Source organism: Flagellimonas aurea (assembly GCF_017313785.1).
GTDB lineage: Bacteria > Bacteroidota > Bacteroidia > Flavobacteriales > Flavobacteriaceae > Flagellimonas > Flagellimonas aurea.
Genome location: NZ_JAFLNL010000006.1, coordinates 19,494 through 35,389, shown reverse-complemented (window position 1 = coordinate 35,389; position 15,896 = coordinate 19,494). Strand labels below are relative to the sequence as shown.

Annotated in this window: 17 protein-coding genes; 10 read left to right on the top strand and 7 right to left on the bottom strand. The window is 42.8% G+C overall.

Annotation, left to right across the window (positions count from 1 at the left end; translation table 11 throughout):
* Positions 1–11: 11 nt before the first annotated feature.
* From J0656_RS11555 to J0656_RS11540, 4 genes are all read right to left on the bottom strand, one after another.
* Positions 12–581, bottom strand: coding sequence for a hypothetical protein (locus tag J0656_RS11555; RefSeq protein WP_207033911.1), 570 nt, complete (start codon positions 579–581; stop codon positions 12–14).
* Positions 582–631: 50 nt separating this feature from the next.
* A complete protein-coding gene (locus tag J0656_RS11550) occupies positions 632–865 on the bottom strand; it encodes a hypothetical protein (protein WP_207033909.1) in 234 nt (77 codons plus the stop codon).
* Positions 866–1,328: 463 nt separating this feature from the next.
* Entirely contained in the window at positions 1,329–2,627 is a 1,299-nt protein-coding gene (locus tag J0656_RS11545) for a type II toxin-antitoxin system HipA family toxin (RefSeq protein ID WP_207033906.1), read from the bottom strand.
* Complete coding sequence (locus tag J0656_RS11540) at positions 2,627–2,974, bottom strand: helix-turn-helix domain-containing protein (RefSeq protein WP_207033904.1); 348 nt, start codon at positions 2,972–2,974, stop codon at positions 2,627–2,629. Before J0656_RS11540 ends, J0656_RS11545 begins: the two co-directional genes overlap by 1 nt.
* A 741-nt stretch (positions 2,975–3,715) precedes the next feature.
* Between J0656_RS11540 and J0656_RS11535 the strand changes: the two genes are divergently transcribed.
* Both J0656_RS11535 and J0656_RS11530 read left to right on the top strand, forming a co-directional pair.
* Positions 3,716–3,970 carry a helix-turn-helix domain-containing protein gene (locus tag J0656_RS11535; protein WP_207033902.1) on the top strand — a complete coding sequence of 85 codons (255 nt, stop codon included), beginning with the start codon at positions 3,716–3,718 and terminating at the stop codon, positions 3,968–3,970.
* Positions 3,967–5,205, top strand: coding sequence for a type II toxin-antitoxin system HipA family toxin (locus J0656_RS11530; RefSeq protein WP_207033900.1), 1,239 nt, complete (start codon positions 3,967–3,969; stop codon positions 5,203–5,205). The genes J0656_RS11535 and J0656_RS11530 overlap by 4 nt, the downstream gene beginning before the upstream one ends.
* Before the next feature lie 269 nt (positions 5,206–5,474).
* Here J0656_RS11530 and J0656_RS11525 read toward each other — a convergent pair whose 3' ends face one another.
* The 3 genes from J0656_RS11525 to J0656_RS20300 form a co-directional block, all read right to left on the bottom strand.
* A complete protein-coding gene (locus tag J0656_RS11525; protein WP_207033898.1) occupies positions 5,475–6,590 on the bottom strand; it encodes an ATP-binding protein in 1,116 nt (371 codons plus the stop codon).
* Between the two features lie 558 nt (positions 6,591–7,148).
* Entirely contained in the window at positions 7,149–7,274 is a 126-nt protein-coding gene (locus tag J0656_RS20305; protein ID WP_288980957.1) for a DMT family protein, read from the bottom strand.
* 92 nt (positions 7,275–7,366) lie between these two features.
* Complete coding sequence (locus J0656_RS20300) at positions 7,367–7,450, bottom strand: hypothetical protein (protein WP_262897080.1); 84 nt, start codon at positions 7,448–7,450, stop codon at positions 7,367–7,369.
* A gap of 460 nt (positions 7,451–7,910) precedes the next feature.
* Between J0656_RS20300 and J0656_RS11515 the strand changes: the two genes are divergently transcribed.
* The 8 genes from J0656_RS11515 (at position 7,911) to J0656_RS11480 (ending at position 15,700) form a co-directional block, all read left to right on the top strand.
* A complete protein-coding gene (locus J0656_RS11515; protein ID WP_237688922.1) occupies positions 7,911–8,996 on the top strand; it encodes a sensor histidine kinase in 1,086 nt (361 codons plus the stop codon).
* Between the two features lie 5 nt (positions 8,997–9,001).
* Entirely contained in the window at positions 9,002–10,330 is a 1,329-nt protein-coding gene (locus J0656_RS11510) for a sigma-54-dependent transcriptional regulator (RefSeq protein WP_207033894.1), read from the top strand.
* Positions 10,331–10,549: 219 nt separating this feature from the next.
* Entirely contained in the window at positions 10,550–10,726 is a 177-nt protein-coding gene (locus J0656_RS11505; RefSeq protein ID WP_207033892.1) for a hypothetical protein, read from the top strand.
* On the top strand, positions 10,723–11,331 hold the full coding sequence (locus J0656_RS11500; protein WP_207033891.1) for an MCP four helix bundle domain-containing protein: 609 nt from the start codon (positions 10,723–10,725) through the stop codon (positions 11,329–11,331). The genes J0656_RS11505 and J0656_RS11500 overlap by 4 nt, the downstream gene beginning before the upstream one ends.
* A gap of 241 nt (positions 11,332–11,572) precedes the next feature.
* Positions 11,573–12,865 (top strand): Glu/Leu/Phe/Val family dehydrogenase, encoded by a 1,293-nt coding sequence (locus tag J0656_RS11495; protein WP_207033889.1) that lies wholly within the window; start codon positions 11,573–11,575, stop codon positions 12,863–12,865.
* A gap of 65 nt (positions 12,866–12,930) precedes the next feature.
* Positions 12,931–13,350, top strand: a complete 420-nt coding sequence (locus J0656_RS11490; protein ID WP_207033887.1) for a GreA/GreB family elongation factor — start codon at positions 12,931–12,933, stop codon at positions 13,348–13,350.
* Positions 13,347–13,736, top strand: a complete 390-nt coding sequence (locus J0656_RS11485) for a hypothetical protein (RefSeq protein WP_207033885.1) — start codon at positions 13,347–13,349, stop codon at positions 13,734–13,736. The genes J0656_RS11490 and J0656_RS11485 overlap by 4 nt, the downstream gene beginning before the upstream one ends.
* A gap of 110 nt (positions 13,737–13,846) precedes the next feature.
* A complete protein-coding gene (locus J0656_RS11480) occupies positions 13,847–15,700 on the top strand; it encodes a SulP family inorganic anion transporter (RefSeq protein WP_207033883.1) in 1,854 nt (617 codons plus the stop codon).
* Positions 15,701–15,896: the final 196 nt, after the last annotated feature.

Below are 15,896 nucleotides of genomic sequence, written 5' to 3'. Positions count from 1 at the left end.
GATTGAATCGTTTATTTGAACTTTGTTAGTGATTTATCTTTAGTGTACTCATATTCTTTTAACTCATCCAATTCTTCTGATATTCTTGATTTCCATTCAAGAAACTTTGGATAGTTAACCAAAACTTCATAGTCGTACTTTTCCTGCATCGATTGGCATAAATTATATATGCTATCGGAAGTAGAGGTGTAAAAGTCTTCATCATTAAAGTTTCCTCCACCATATTCACTATATGATTTTCGCAATTTTCTTGTGTACAGTTCTTGAATGTCAAAATGAAGTTGCTCGTGATCTAAAGTTTTGGAATCATTCGTATTTGTCCATGAACGACATTTTTGGAAATAACAAAGAGGATTAATCTCAACTTGTCCGTAAATATTTTTCATGCTAATGTATTGAATTGTCATTCCAGTACCAGCCCTATTATGTGTCCTAACTGGCGTAGGCGGTCCCTTGAAATCATCCCAAGTTAAAGGCCTATTTTTACTCCACAGGATTAAGGAATCATTTTCTTGAATTATTTCTTGTCCAAATGATGCAAGGCCTATATGAATCAACAATATTATGAATGCACTTCTCAAATATTCTATTTCTCGTTTTAAATGGTGGTTAATCGTTTATTTGAACTTATTTAATTGTCTCCAAGATTAGGAAAGGTCACTATGATTTTTTCATTCGAATCCATCATGATATATTTTCCACCTTTAACGTGCAGATCTATTTTTTCACCCAAGCTCATTTTTGAAAGCTTTGATACAATTTCATTGATTACCTTTTTTGCTTCTGGCAAAGGGTTGGTAATTCCTTTTTCCATCATCTCTTTGCGAAGTTTATAAATCTCAAGATAGTGTTTAACATCTAGCATTAGTAATCGTTTATTTAAACATTATGTTTCGATGTGCTTTTTTTTATTAAGTTCTTTATCTTTTCTGAATCAAAATAGTCTAGTTCTTTCAAGAGAATTGGCAAAAACTTCTCAAAACTTTTAAAACTATCGTTTTGTTCGTATTCCTTGATTTTGGCTGGATGAGCCGGATGGTTGAGACCACCAAAGATGGAAAATGAGAACCACCTAATTTTTGGATTTAGTGATTTTAAAATCAGTCTTTTGCGCTAGTCTTGAGGGTGCTCAATTCTATCCGGCGAAGGTGGTATACTATGTCCGGCGTTTCCAGTTTGGTTTCAATATGGGTTGAACTATGTGTTTTTTATTATAAATATACATTTGTTTGGATGAAACTTGTAAATAGTCTTTTTGGTTCGATTTTGAACCATTTTTTGTGGCATTGTCCAAAAAATTGTCCAAGCTTTTTCGGGTCTTCCGTCAATCAGTTGAACCGGATAAGTGTCGAGGCAATGGCTTCCATTTTTTTAGGTTCCACCCGTACCTGTTCTGCATAGGTATTCCAATCGCCCACCACTGAATGGATATGTTCCACAATGTCCTTTGCCTTTTTGATGCTCATCGACCTGCCCACGGTCAATAGGTCCTCCTTCGAAATTTGCTTTCTTTTTCCATTGATGCTCAAGGCATGTTGGCTCACCCAGATACTGTCGGGACGGTAGGCATGGCAAATGTCATAGGCCGGCGCCAGTTCCCATCTGTCCCCTTTCTTGAGCCGGAAGGCAAAATTCTTGGTATGGTCATCACAATTGCGGGCCAGTACGTTGAATACCATACGTCGGTACATTTGTTCCGCCTGCTGATAGTCCAACCGCAACTCCCGCATCGTCTCGAACAATTGCTCATAACTGTAACTGTTCACCAAGTTGAAATCATAGTGTTTCATCGCACATAGGGTCTGTATGTGGTGCTTTACATTTCCTTCTTCCCGATCAAACCGTTTGGTCATAAAGTGAGCCCTTCCACGTTCTTCCAACAATTGGCAGGGCATCATGTCGATACCAGCGTCCTTGGCCATGAGGTAATAGGCCATTTCCACCCTTCCGTAGCCCTGGGTGTCACCCAATTGTACATCGCTCACCCCGTCCAGTTTGATGAGCCAGTGACCGAATCCTTTGGGAACATTTGTCTGACCGGACCGGACCTCCCCAGTCTTTTCATTGTATGCGATTACGGCCTTTGGCCTAGCACCTCCGGCAGAAGTACCTATGGTGATCAATTTACGGATGGCCTCCTCTTCCTCATCTTGAAGGTTCACGTGGAAAGCTTCCCGCTTCTCCAACATTTTTCGGGCAATGTTCACCAGACCATCGATTTCAAGTTGGACCGTATTTTTCTTTGGCTTCAAGACTTCGGGTTCAAATTCCAGGGCACCCATGCCGCGGCTTCCGATAAAGCACAACTGTTCCACCGGGTTCATACTGTTCTCAGGACGTCCCTGTTGGGCGAGCCAAATATTGATCAGTTGGTTCCCATAGGCATCCGGAAGTACATCGGCAAGTAGGCCTGGAAGTCCTTTGAACGTATCATAGCTGCTGTTGCGACCGGCCCTGAGTTCCGGAAAACTGAATATGCCATTGCCCCCCTTCAAAGGTATCTTTAGCGGTGAGAGTTCCCGATCAAAATCCTTGGCATATTCGAACACACCCAGTCCCTGATCTGAATCCCAGGCCACGGCACCTGCCAATTCCCCCCAAATCCGAACAAACGCACTGGTCGCCATTACCAATCACTTTCTTGTTGGCCCTTATGGGGTTTTCCCGAGGCATGTTTGCGACGCTCACGCTCCATCTTGGCCAAATGCATGGGACTGATCTGGGGTCTTACCTCAAATACGTCCATCACATGGAGTAGTTCCAAGGTGCGCAGGACTTGTAGCAGGGTGGACACCGTTACCGTTCCCCCCCGTTCCAATAGACTCAAAGTGGAACGACTGATGTCCGCGTTTTGGGCCACTGTTGCCTGGCTCAGGTTCTTCTGGAGACGGTGGTGCTTGATGAAGCGACCAATGACCTCACTTAAGGCCTTATCGCTCATTGCGTACCAAGAATTGTGTGATATATCAGTCATAGTAACCTATAATTATATGTTTTGTGTGATAAACAATACAAATGTAATAAAAATTATGGTTACAAAATATTTATTATGTATGATAAATAATGCAAAATAGAAATAAATGGATTAGTTTGAATGAAAAATCATTCAATAGTATTAGATTTTTAAGTTTGTCAATGTGCCAGACCGGTTGGAACGGATACCGAGAATCACTAAAAACGGTTAAATTTGAACCACCAAAAATCTCGCTGTAGTAGGTTGTGCGTCAGTTATTACCCGTAAAGCAATAAACGATGATATTATTCAAAAACTGGAAATTTATCTAAATGACTACTTACCCAAGAAGATTCCGTTGAAACCCTGCTATCTGGATCATATTGTCCAATGACCCAAAATCAGGGGAGGTTACTATTGGGATACTCAATAGTCCCATGCCTATTAGGATATTGATCCAAAGGTTGCGATTTTTCAATTTATTGTATTTTAAAGCAGCCTTTAAAACTATACAAATAAGTCCATGAAATCACAACAATTGAGGTGAATAAAGGTAACAACGAGGTGAGTGACATTTCGTAGGGGCAGGTTCTTTCCACTGATGTTTCTCAAATAGATTTTTGAGGTGATTTTCATTAAAAAGTAGGGATGGTTTGTTTTAACTACTATTATAATGATAATTATTATGTATATTTATATGTAAATATTACTATAATGTCACTTATTACACTGAATAAGGCTCAAAAAAGAATTACTCAGAATATGAGGGATCTGCGCCTTGGGAGGGGGCTGACCCAAAAGGGGTTGGCTGAGCGCTCAGGTGTGAGCGTGTCCTCGTTGCGCAAGTTCGAACAAAAGGGAAGCATTTCCCTGGATTCTTTTTTGAAGTTGGCCCTGACGCTGGGATGTATGGATAAGCTGATAACAGCTACCCAACCTATGGAAAGCAATTTTTCATCCATCGATGATGTGCTGGCCAAAGAAGATAAAAAGCCTAAAAGGGGTAAACACGGATGAGCACTTATATTTCTGTAAATGAATTGAAGATCGGGATAGACTTTGGAAAAAATGTTATACCCGTGGGCCGTCTGGCAACTCGGGATTATAAAACCTATTTTGAATATGACACGGATTTTATAAAAACAGGATTGGAAATATCCCCGATAAAACTTCCTCTTGGTCCGGGACTTCAGGTGTTCGATTATCAACCCTTCGAGGGGTTGCCCGGTGTATTTAATGACAGCCTGCCGGATGGATGGGGACGGCTGCTGTTCGACCGGTATATTAGAAGTCAACATTTGTTGCCCGATGATTTTTCATCTTTGGACCGGTTGGCCCATGTCGGTACAACAGGGCTTGGGGCTTTGGTGTATGAGCCTGATCATAGCATGACGGATAAAGAAAAAGATACAATCGACCTGGATATACTTTCCCGGCACACACAGGAGATTTTGGATGGAACTGCCGATGAGGTGCTGGAGGAACTTCTCAATCTGAATGGTTCATCTGCGGGAGCCCGTCCAAAAGCCCTTATAGGTTTGGATACCACGAAAACCCATATTATATCGGGAAAACATAATCTTGGGCCCGACCATGAACACTGGCTGGTCAAATTTGCAAACAGTAGCGATGGTGCCGATGCCGGTGCCATCGAGTATGTATACGCCCTTATGGCCAAAGAAGCCGGTGTGGAAATGATGCCCGTACATCTATTTGATGCGGCAAAAGGTTCCGGTTATTTTGCTACCCAACGCTTTGATAGGGAAGGGGACAAAAGATTTCATATGCATACCGCTAGCGGGCTACTGCATTCGAACTTTAGAATGCCATCCTTGGACTATGAGGATTTGATCGCCCTTACCGGTGTGCTTACCAAGGATGTGCGGGAAATTGAGAAAATGTTCCGTCTTGCCGTATTCAATGTGCTTTCCCATAACCGGGATGACCATGGTAAGAACTTTTCTTTTCTCATGGGTGAAAACGGGGATTGGAAATTATCGCCAGCCTATGACCTTACCTTTTCATCAGGTCCACGGGGACAACAGAGTACCATGGTCATGGGTGAAGGACAATCGCCATCAGTTGGACATTTATTGAAATTAGGTGAGGAAGCCGGTCTAAAGGAATCCAAGGTCAATGAAATTGTAGAGCAGACCAAATACGCCCTAGGTCATTGGGAAGTTTTGGCTGATAAACATGGTGTGGCAAAAACGAATATCAAGTTTATTCAATCCAGAATAGGGACCGTTTAATCGAAACAAACGACGACTATGTCAGGTATGATCAAGGTCGAATTGCGTTGGTTCAATTAACTCACTTTCAGTATTTCCCATACCCGTTCCACCCATTAAAGAAAGCTTAAAACCAGCTGTTTAATAATTATCGTCGGATGCATTAAGAGAAGAACATTAAAAGTGTATTATTTAAGCCACCTCATTTCCGGGCTTTATATGGATGCTAACCAATAACATATTAGTAATTTGACCATACTTGATTTTGTCCGACGTTTTCACATGACCCTCTATTTTAAAAAATCTCTAAAACTATCTTTGTTGATCACTGTAATTTGTGCATCATAAGCGGTTACAAAAGCTTTAGGAACTTTTACTTTACTTTTTGGATTCCACTTGATTTCAAAAGCTCCTAGTTTTCCAGCCTCTTCCTCAACATAGTCAATTTCTTGTTGCGATACCGTTCTCCAAAAATAGCCTTTGGCCAGTGAACCCGTATACGAATTATGCTTTAAACGTTCGGCTATTAAAAAATTCTCCCAGAGGTTACCTTTATCCTGGCGAATTTCCATAGGATTCAAATCACCTATGACCATATTGCGAACACCAGTATCGTAGAAATAGATTTTTTGATTGGTCTTGATTTCGTTTCGTAAATTTTTACTGAAACTTGGGAGTTTGAATATTACATACGCTTGACAAAGTAAATCAATGTATGTAGCTACTGTTTTTTTATCTATACCTAAGAGCTGTGACAATTCATTATAACTTACTTCGCTGCCTATTTGAAAGGCTAAGGCTCTTAATAGTTTTTCTAAAACCTCTGGTTTTCGAATGCCACCATAGCTTAGGATGTCTTTATATAAATAACTATCGGTAAGTTGTTTTAAGATTTCCTTTTCTGCTCCGAAATTATTAATGACATCTGGATACATTCCATAAATAACTCGCAGTTCCAGCTGCTGTTCGGCTTTAAGATATCCTACATTGGATTCAAACTCTGTCCAAGATATAGGGTAGAGCTTATATTCCCATTTTCTGCCGGTAAGAGGCTCCTGGGTATGGTTGTTTAATTCAAAAGCCGATGAGCCGCTCACCAGTAGTTGAACTCCTTTAAGTTGATCGGTAATTAGCTTAAGGGTAAGTCCTATATTATCGATTCGTTGGGCCTCATCAATAAATACGGTTTTGAAATTACCAATAATATTTTTGAGTTGCTCTAAATTGGGACTGGAAAGTAGTTTTCGGACAGTAGGATCATCCCCGTTTAAAAAAAGGTAATCCTGATTTTCGAGCAATTTATTGAAAAGCGTAGTTTTACCTACTTGCCTTGGACCAATCAATAGAATAGCCTTACCTGTGCCAAAACGATTTTTTATTTTCTCTTCTAAACTTCTACTTATCATATTTAGGGATTGTATTCCCCAAATATAACTATATTTGGGGAATATATTCCTTGATTATAATTAATATGGTGTTTGTGGATGAGCCGGCTGGTTGGGCCCACCAAAAACGGAAAATTTGAGCCATCCTAAATTGGGTAGTAGAGACTTGAAATTCAGATTTTGTTGTCCTGTTGGAGGTGCTCAATTCTATTCGGCGAAGGTGGTATACTATGTACGACGTTTCCATCTCTGCATGGATGGGACGGATAATGGGAGTCCTTGAAAAACGCAAATTCATACCAGCCAATATTTCGTTTAAGAACTTTAAATCGATTTCTTACGGCCATATTCAATTTTTTCCGGCAAAGGTGGTATACCTTACCCATTTATATAGATATTAGTGTTTCAGCGTATTCCATTATCCATTATTTAAGGTCCAGATTGTCCTTTTTGTTGGAGCTCAATTTCCATCCCTATCATCAGTACCTAAGAGTGAAAAATGAGCCAAATACATCTTTTTGTCAATTCATATATTTATTGTTATGGTGCCGAATATCACACCTCTAATCGGTTCAAATCTTATTTCTTAAACATGAAATAAACGGCTAAAATCAAAAAAAGAAAGGAAATGATATGGTTCGGACGAAACGTTTCTGTCTTGAAGACCACCAAGGTGAATACCGCAAAAACAACCAATGTTATCACCTCTTGCAGTACTTTCAATTGGATAAGGCTGAACGGTCCCCCATAATCCTATTGGCGGGTACTTGGAACATATATTCAAACAGCGCTATGCCCTAACTGATCAGTATTATGGACACAAGCCCAAGCTTATTGAACCACTTCCATTCTGAAAATTTGAGGTGGCCATACCAGGCCATGATCATAAAGGAATTGCTCATGACCAACAGGCCAATTGTCAAAAATGCTTTCATCGAGGATGTTTGGGTTAGTGAACCGTTCCGGGACCTTGATACATGGCCAGATGCGTGTTCTTTTCAAAGGGTGGAAAATACAGAAAAAACCAACACGGGAACAGCAAAAACCAACACGGGATGAGTGTGTGACCGGGATACATATTGGATGAGCCGGATGGTTGAGACCACCAAAAATGGAAAATGAGAGCCACCTGATATTTGGTTTTAGTGGTTTGAAAGCCAAGTTATTATATTAGTTTGAGGGGTGCTCAACTTTACCGGCGAAGTTGGTATACTATGTCCGGCGTTTTCAGGCCACAGGGCAGACATGTTCTTTAGGTAAAAGGACTTTGATGAAATTTTCGTAGCTATGTGATAGCAATTGGAGGGTATGTACCTTTACGGTCAAAACGTTTCAAAAGCCATGAAGAATACAGATCAAAAATTAAAGGAACGGGTAAAAGAGTTGACCTGTCTTTACGAGGTTACCTCTATCATCGTGAATTCCGGATACGACGAACTGTCCACTTCCTTGGAAGCCATTGCCTATTGTCTTAAAAGAGGGTGGCAGTTTCCCGAAGTTGCCGAGGCGGCGGTTTCCATCGGCAACTATCAGGTACGGACCCATGGATTTTCGGAGCCTATGACCTGCCTATCCCGTGACGTCATTGTGTTCAACAAGGTGGAGGGGACCATAGCCATAGGTTATCCAGCTTCGGATTATACACTGAAGGACTTTCTTCCGGAAGAAAGGACCCTGCTCAAAAATGTATGTCTGGCCGTAGGGAACCTAATGGAACGTAAACAGATCCATGATAGCGAAGCGGAAACGAAAAGACAAATGGAACGTAATGATCGTTTGCATATCATGGGAGAGATCACTGCGGGCATAGCCCATGAGCTGAATACCCCTTTGGCCAATATTTTGGGGTTTGCCGAATTATTGCTGGATAAAGCTACCGATACTGGGACCAAGGAGGATCTACAAACGATTTTGGACAATGCCATTTTCAGCAGGGAAATTGTCAAAAAACTAATGTTCTTTACCTGTGAAATGCCACAACAGATGGAAGTTGTCGAGCTGAACAAGATCATGGACAGTGTGGTTCGCCTTATGGGGCCCTCCCTTAGGGAAAAACAGTTATCGGTCGTCAAATCCTACGACAACGATGATTTAAGGATCCAGGCCAATACGGTCCAATTGACCCAGGTCATGTTCAACCTTATCATGAACGCGGCGTATTACTCCCCTGAACGCGGAGAGATCAGGGTAGAGCTCCTTGGCGAGAAGCAGAAGATCGTTATCAATATTATCGACCAAGGGGAAGGGATAGCACCTGGCCAGGAAAACAAGGTTTTTGAACCCTTTTATACCACCAAACCGGTCGGGGAGGGCACAGGTCTTGGCCTGAGCGTGGTCCATGGCATTATTAAAAGCTATAAGGGGACCATTAGGCATGGACCCAATAAGCCAAAAGGAACTATTTTTACCTTGGAATTTCCAAAATGATGCCCATGGCCCTGAACAAAGAGAACATTCTTATTGTAGATGATGATATCAAGATCTTGGAACTCTTGGCAAGAAGGCTCAAAGAGTTCAACTACCATGTTTTTAAGGCCATATCGGTTAAAGAAGCCCTGTTTATCCTAAAGGACACCTCCATAGACCTATTGATCACGGACATTCAAATGCCCGAAGTCGATGGTATTCAATTATTGAAGTACGCCAAAGAACATTATCCCAATATGCCAAAATTGGTAGTTACAGGATACCCATCCGTTGGTGGCGCCTTGGAAGTGCTTAAGTCCGGAGCTATGGACTATTTGACCAAGCCCTTTACAAAAGAGGAACTCAAAATGGCCGTGGAAAGAGCGTTGGAAAAAAGACAAGAACATCAAGGAGCTATTATTTCCGTTCCCTCCCCGATACAACAACCGGCATTCAAGGAAATGGTCGGTGATTCCACCGCTTTTGGTCAGGTACTTACCATTGTAGATAGGGTAAAGGATAACAAGGCAACGGTATTGATACAAGGTGAAAGTGGTACTGGTAAGGAATTGGTAGCCAGGGCCATCCATTATTCGGGAAAGTACAGTAAAGGACCCTTTATCGCAGTGAACTGCGGGGCCATTCCGGAAAATCTTCAAGAGGCGGAATTGTTTGGATATATCAAAGGGGCCTTTACCGGGGCCGACCAAAACCGAAACGGTTTTTTTCAGGCGGCATCGGGAGGCACGCTCTTTTTGGATGAAATAGGGAATGCCTGTTTAGATGTACAGGCCAAATTATTGAGGGCACTTCAGGAAAAGGAAATTACCAAAGTCGGTTCCCGAACTTCTGAAAAAGTCGACCTTCGTGTTGTTGCGGCCACCAATATGGACCTATCGGAAGAGATCAAGAAAAAGAGCTTTCGGGAAGACCTCTATTATCGTTTGACCGTTGTTGAGATCAAGGTACCTCCATTGCGCGAACGAAAATCGGATATTCCACTATTGGTGGATCGATTCCTTCAAAAATACGGTATGGAGTATCGAGATCGTTTATTGAGGATGGATTCCGAAGCCCTGAAAATATTGGAACGTTACTCTTGGCCGGGAAATATAAGGGAACTTGAAAATGTGGTACAACGAGCCGTGATCATGGCGGATGGCCCGATCGGTGTAAAAGACTTACCGGACTTTTTAAAATATGAGATAGAATTTCCCGAGGAGGAACTCATGCCCTTGAGGGACATGGAAAGACAATATATCAAACGGGTGCTACTGTATGCCGAAGGGAACAAGACCAAAGCAGCAAAGATTTTAAAGATCAGTAGAAAAACCCTTCGTGACAAACTTGATTGACCTGGTCAGCTTTTGACCAACTGGATAGAAACTTTCCACTTTTCATTTTTCCACTTTTCCCATTTTAATATGTTGATTTCTGAAAATCAATTAATTGTATTTTGTTTTCTTCTTTTTTTCTTTCCAGGCATGCCATTTGCCATATAGTGTACCAAATAGTTTCAAGTAGAACGGATCAAGGTAATATACTCCGGCACTACGGTGACAAAACAACACATAATGATGGTAGGGCAAGCTATGAAATACGGCAATCTTGTTTTAGAAAGGTATGACTTTTTGATGGTCAAAAAATACTTACAAGGGCCATTGGGCTTGGAAGATTATACCCATGGAACTGTATTGGCCTTGTTGAAGGAAAATTTGCAGAAAGCCATTGTTCAAGAAAAGAAGATATGAATGCAAAACTCACATGGAAACAACGCATATTGGTCGGATTTGTAATGGCCGTTGCATTTTTATTGGTACTGGGCTCCAATCTCTTGGACCGTAGGCATTTTTCAACGGTACAAAACACCATCGAATCGATGTATGGCGATCGAGTTGTCGTACAGGACTATATCTATCAATTGAGGATTTATCTGCACGATAGGGAATTGGAGGTGTCGGGAGATGACAGCACAGTAAAAGATAATGAAAGCTATGGACAGATCACGACCATCCTTGACGATTTTGCCGCTACCGAGTTGACACGAGAGGAGGCAACATTTTTAAAACGCCTGCGCCGGCAATTTTCGAGCTTGCGCTCCTATGACCTGTCAACGGTGGACCGGGAGGATGCCAAATCAAAAATGTTGGGGCATATCCAATCGACCAAAACAACCTTGGATGCTCTTGAGGAAATTCAAATCGAAGAGAGTGGACATCTTACAGAGATCTCAGAGAAATCATTGAGTGTCAATGTGATGTTGTCCCAATTGGAAATCGCTTTTTTGATCATTATAGGAGTTTCCATATTGGTACTGGCCTTTCAGCCGATCAGAACACTATATCCCATCCATTGATTTTAAACAAGAAAAGAACCTAAATAAAATGAACAGTCCCATGAACCAATTTAAACGGAGCTTATGCTCTACCTGTGTTCACAGATCGTACTGCGTTCTGAGCAGCGATAGGTCAAATATCAACCTATGTAATGAATATCGACATCATATGGATGATAAGAATGAACCTACCATCGTGTTTTCGGATGAAATGTATTAACAAACAATCAGAGGGTACGAGACACCCAAAAAACAGTTATTTATGACAACAACTTTAACATCAAAAAAAAAGCAGCCAAAACAAGGCATGTTGGACAACGTTATGCGACAGTTCAACAATGCAGCGGATATTATCGAGCTGAATACCAACATCAGAAAGATACTGGAGGTCACCAATAATGAATTCGTTGTGCATTTTCCCGTACGCATGGACAATGGGGAGGTAGAGATATTTACGGGCTACCGTGTTCAGCACAACAATGCACTTGGGCCCTACAAAGGAGGATTGCGTTACCACCCCACGGTGGACATTGACGCTGCCAGGGCCCTGGCCATGTGGATGACGTGGAAGACCTCTTTGGCCGGATTGCCCTATGGTGGGGCCAAAGGAGGGATACAGTTGGATCCCACCAAATATTCCCAAGACGAACTGCAACGGATCACCAGAAGGTTTACCTATGCCCTTGGGGACAATATTGGACCGGAACTGGATATTCCTGCGCCTGATGTCAACACCAACCCGCAAACCATGGCCTGGATCTTGGATACCTATATGTCCACCAAATCCCCCAATGAGCGCTCGAAGAACCTGCATGTGGTCACGGGAAAACCCATTGGTACCGGTGGTTCTGAAGGAAGGGACCGGGCTACGGGCTATGGGGTTTTCCTGACCATCAAATTTTGGGCGGAACACAATACGATCGACCTAAAGAACAAAACATTCATTGTACAGGGGTTTGGTAATGTGGGCTATTGGGCGTCCCATTTTCTAAAAAAAGAAGGAGCCATTCTAATTGCCGTACAGGATGCCTATGGTAGTATCCACAACCATGAGAGTATTTCCCCGGAAAAACTTTTGGACTATGCGAAGGCCAATAAGGGCAGTATATCGGGTTTTGCAGGGGCAAATGTCATCGACAATGCCGAATTTTTTGGTTTGGACTGTGACATTTGTATACCTGCGGCATTGGGCAACCAGGTCACAGTGGATAATGCCCATGACATCAAGGCCCGCTTGATTGCCGAAGGGGCCAATGGACCGACCGATGTAAAGGCGGAGGAGATACTTTTGAAGCGGGGCATTGACATCATACCGGATATCCTGTGCAATTCCGGTGGTGTAATAGGCAGCTATTTTGAATGGTTGCAGAATCGCAATGGGGAAATATGGCAGTTGGACGAGGTATTGGAGAAACTGGAAAGAAAGATGCGGGAATCGTTCAACAAGGTCATGTACAAAACAAAGACAAAGAACCTGGACATGAGAACGGCTGCCTTTGTCATTGCCATAGAGCGACTTGAGGAAACCTATGTACAGCGGGGCATATTCCCATAATAAAAAAAACGAAGGGTTTTGCCGGAACTGATCCAGCGAAACCCATAATGCATAAAATTAATACAATGAAATACGATAGTCTGTTGATTGAAAAAAAGGAATATGTCCTACTCAAAAGGTTGATGAACCTTTCGGGATACCATCAGGACAGTACATGGAGAAAATCGGTAAGGAAGTTGGCCGGGGAATTGGAGACCGCGAAGATATTGGATGAGAAGGATATGCCCAAGGATGTGATACGGTTCAATTCCAATGTCACGATTGTTTCCGAAAATGGGTGGCATAAAAAATTCAAATTGGTACTTCCCAAGAAAAGTGATGTCAAGAACGATTGCATATCTATATTAACTCCCATGGGGTCCGCGGTAATGGGGTACGCCAAAGGAGATTGCATAGTTTGGGAATTTCCATCGGGCAACCAGAAACTGACCATTGAGCACATCGAACAGGAAAATGAGTCCATCAACCTGAACATGGTACTATGAAATCCGTCAACCGCCCCTATTTTCATGAATCCATAAGCCGGATCATCAGTAAAAAGGACAAATTGGAAATCACCAATTGGACAGAGACCATGGAAGGAATCAATGAAGAACTGCAGTACTTGATCCAATTGGAAAAAAGGTTGTTGGGGGATCCGTCCATGAACCAACGGCTTTTGGCGATCCAAAGGGATAATCAACTTCGGTTGGGAACATTGTACCGCTATGAACGTACCATGTTGAATGCCATCGAATGCGATACCATGGAATGTGATGCCTATTATCTCAACACCCATGAGAAAAACCGAGATGGTTATATGGGCCATATAAAAAGCTATTCACAGATCAAGTTGTTGCTGTTCTCCAAAATCTTGGAACGTTTCAACTGAAAACCTCAATACAAGGATCGATCGGTGGTTAGAGCATATGTGAAGATCGCTGAGAATACGCTGTTCTAAAGTAACCGAGCATGGGACATAAGTAAACAATCAACATTTTTATGAAGCACTTTTTTTCCAATTTTAAAGGAGACCTTTTTGGTGGTATCACGGCAGGCATTGTCGCCCTGCCCTTGGCCCTGGCCTTTGGTGTCAGCTCGGGTTTGGGTCCCAGTTCCGGTTTGTACGGTGCCATTTTCATCAGTTTTTTCGCTGCCTTGTTCGGTGGCACCAATACCCAGATATCCGGTCCAACGGCACCTATGACCACTGTTGGCATGGTCGTGGTTGCCGGTATCGTGGCCATGAACGATGGTAATCTGGAGAAGGCATTGCCAGCCATTTTATCGGTATTTCTATTGGCAGGGTTGTTACAAATCCTATTGGGCCTTGCAGGACTTGGAAAATACGTTCGCTATATTCCGTATCCTGTGGTTTCAGGCTTTATGACGGCCATTGGTGTAATCATCCTTGTTACCCAGCTGTTGCCTTCCATGGGCTATTACCCAACGGAAGATGAAGCATTTGTGGACCGATTCAGACCTCGGGCGAAAGAGGTTATCCTCAGGGATATCCTTACTGAAGAATCGAATGGGGGAATACTGGTGCTTGAGGATTTTCAAGAAACCCTGGACAGGGCGGGGGAGGCATCTGAGGAAAATATCCTGAAAGAGGCCCGGACCTTGGCCAATAAAGATGCTTCCGGGGTCATCGGTACAATCAAGGTTTTGCCAATGGCCCTGCAACGGATCGATTGGTTGGAATTTGCCCTGGCCCTGGCTACCATTGTGATCATCTATGGCTTTAAAAGAATCACTAGCGCCATTCCCAGTGCATTGGTCGCATTGTTGGTCGTTTCAGGGGCGGCCTATGGGATAGGCTTGGATTACAGGCCCATCCCACAAATACCCAGCGGTTTTCCCTTTCCCCATTTGGACATCTTCAGTGAATTCAAATTAAATTCGATAACACCCTATATTTTTACAGCCTTGACCCTGGCGCTTTTGGGAGCCATAGATTCGCTATTGACCTCTGTGGTCGCGGACAATATGACCAAAACACAGCATAAGCCCAACAAGGAATTGATGGGGCAGGGCATCGGTAACAGTATAGCGGCCATTTTTGGGGGTATCCCCGGAGCGGGGGCGACCATCCGTACTGTAGTCAATATCAATGCCGGTGGTAAGACCAGATTATCGGGTATGATTGCGGGAATCCTGTTGCTTGTCGTATTGTTGGCCTTAGGGCCCATCGCTTCCAAAATACCGGCCGCAGTTCTTGCCGGCATCCTGGTTACCGTGGGGATTGGGGTAATCGACTACAAGGGGCTCAGGGCCATACCGTATCTGCCCAGAGATGTCAAATTCGGACCTTTGAAGATCAGTTCCGAGGTGGTGGTCATGTTGGTGGTCATGGTCTTGGCCTCCGTTTGGAATTTGGTCTACGCCGTGGGTATCGGATTGGTGATCGCCTCCCTGATGTTCATGAAAAAAATGGGGGACTTAACGGCCAGGCAATCGGATGTCAAGACCTTACTGGAAGAAAAGGGTTGGGCGGATGAAGCCAACTTTCCAGAGGATCTCAAAAAGGAGGTTTTTATCAAACACTTGAACGGACCTTTGTTTTTTGGGTCTACAAGCGAGTTTCAACAATTGGCCAAGCAAATACCGAAAACCGCCTCCATGGTGGTCATACGAATGGACCGGATGCAGTATTTGGACCAATCGGGGCTATATACCCTTGAGGACATATTGATAGAACTTAAAAATAAAGCTATCACGGTACTCTTTGTACATGTCCTCGAGCAACCCAAATATATGATGGAGCGGGTCGATTTGATTCCATCATTGATTCCGGAAAATCAAATATTCGATGATTTTGAGGCCTGTACCAACTTTATCAGAAGTCAAAGATAGAGCCGCTGGTGTCAAAAAAAGCTGTTCTACATGATCAACTGATCGGTACTTGATTGGGGATAGTTTTAAAAGAATTGGATTTATAATACTCCCATGGCCCCCTACTTTTTTCCATGATTGCTGAATGCATAAAACCATCATTACCCTTGGATGTTACGAGTAGTGGGTGCACAATGGATGAGACCACTAAAAACGG

What these genes read in the sequence shown, in the direction of transcription:
- J0656_RS11550 (WP_207033909.1), bottom strand. Translation starts at nt 865, where the DNA reads ATGCTAGATGTTAAACACTATCTTGAGATTTATAAACTTCGCAAAGAG.
- J0656_RS11545 (WP_207033906.1), bottom strand. Translation starts at nt 2,627, where the DNA reads ATGGCGACCAGTGCGTTTGTTCGGATTTGGGGGGAATTGGCAGGTGCC.
- J0656_RS11540 (WP_207033904.1), bottom strand. Translation starts at nt 2,974, where the DNA reads ATGACTGATATATCACACAATTCTTGGTACGCAATGAGCGATAAGGCC.
- J0656_RS11535 (WP_207033902.1), top strand. Translation starts at nt 3,716, where the DNA reads ATGAGGGATCTGCGCCTTGGGAGGGGGCTGACCCAAAAGGGGTTGGCT.
- J0656_RS11530 (WP_207033900.1), top strand. Translation starts at nt 3,967, where the DNA reads ATGAGCACTTATATTTCTGTAAATGAATTGAAGATCGGGATAGACTTT.
- J0656_RS11525 (WP_207033898.1), bottom strand. Translation starts at nt 6,590, where the DNA reads ATGATAAGTAGAAGTTTAGAAGAGAAAATAAAAAATCGTTTTGGCACA.
- J0656_RS20300 (WP_262897080.1), bottom strand. Translation starts at nt 7,450, where the DNA reads ATGGCCTGGTATGGCCACCTCAAATTTTCAGAATGGAAGTGGTTCAAT.
- J0656_RS11515 (WP_237688922.1), top strand. Translation starts at nt 7,911, where the DNA reads ATGAAGAATACAGATCAAAAATTAAAGGAACGGGTAAAAGAGTTGACC.
- J0656_RS11510 (WP_207033894.1), top strand. Translation starts at nt 9,002, where the DNA reads ATGGCCCTGAACAAAGAGAACATTCTTATTGTAGATGATGATATCAAG.
- J0656_RS11505 (WP_207033892.1), top strand. Translation starts at nt 10,550, where the DNA reads ATGATGGTAGGGCAAGCTATGAAATACGGCAATCTTGTTTTAGAAAGG.
- J0656_RS11500 (WP_207033891.1), top strand. Translation starts at nt 10,723, where the DNA reads ATGAATGCAAAACTCACATGGAAACAACGCATATTGGTCGGATTTGTA.
- J0656_RS11495 (WP_207033889.1), top strand. Translation starts at nt 11,573, where the DNA reads ATGACAACAACTTTAACATCAAAAAAAAAGCAGCCAAAACAAGGCATG.
- J0656_RS11490 (WP_207033887.1), top strand. Translation starts at nt 12,931, where the DNA reads ATGAAATACGATAGTCTGTTGATTGAAAAAAAGGAATATGTCCTACTC.
- J0656_RS11485 (WP_207033885.1), top strand. Translation starts at nt 13,347, where the DNA reads ATGAAATCCGTCAACCGCCCCTATTTTCATGAATCCATAAGCCGGATC.
- J0656_RS11480 (WP_207033883.1), top strand. Translation starts at nt 13,847, where the DNA reads ATGAAGCACTTTTTTTCCAATTTTAAAGGAGACCTTTTTGGTGGTATC.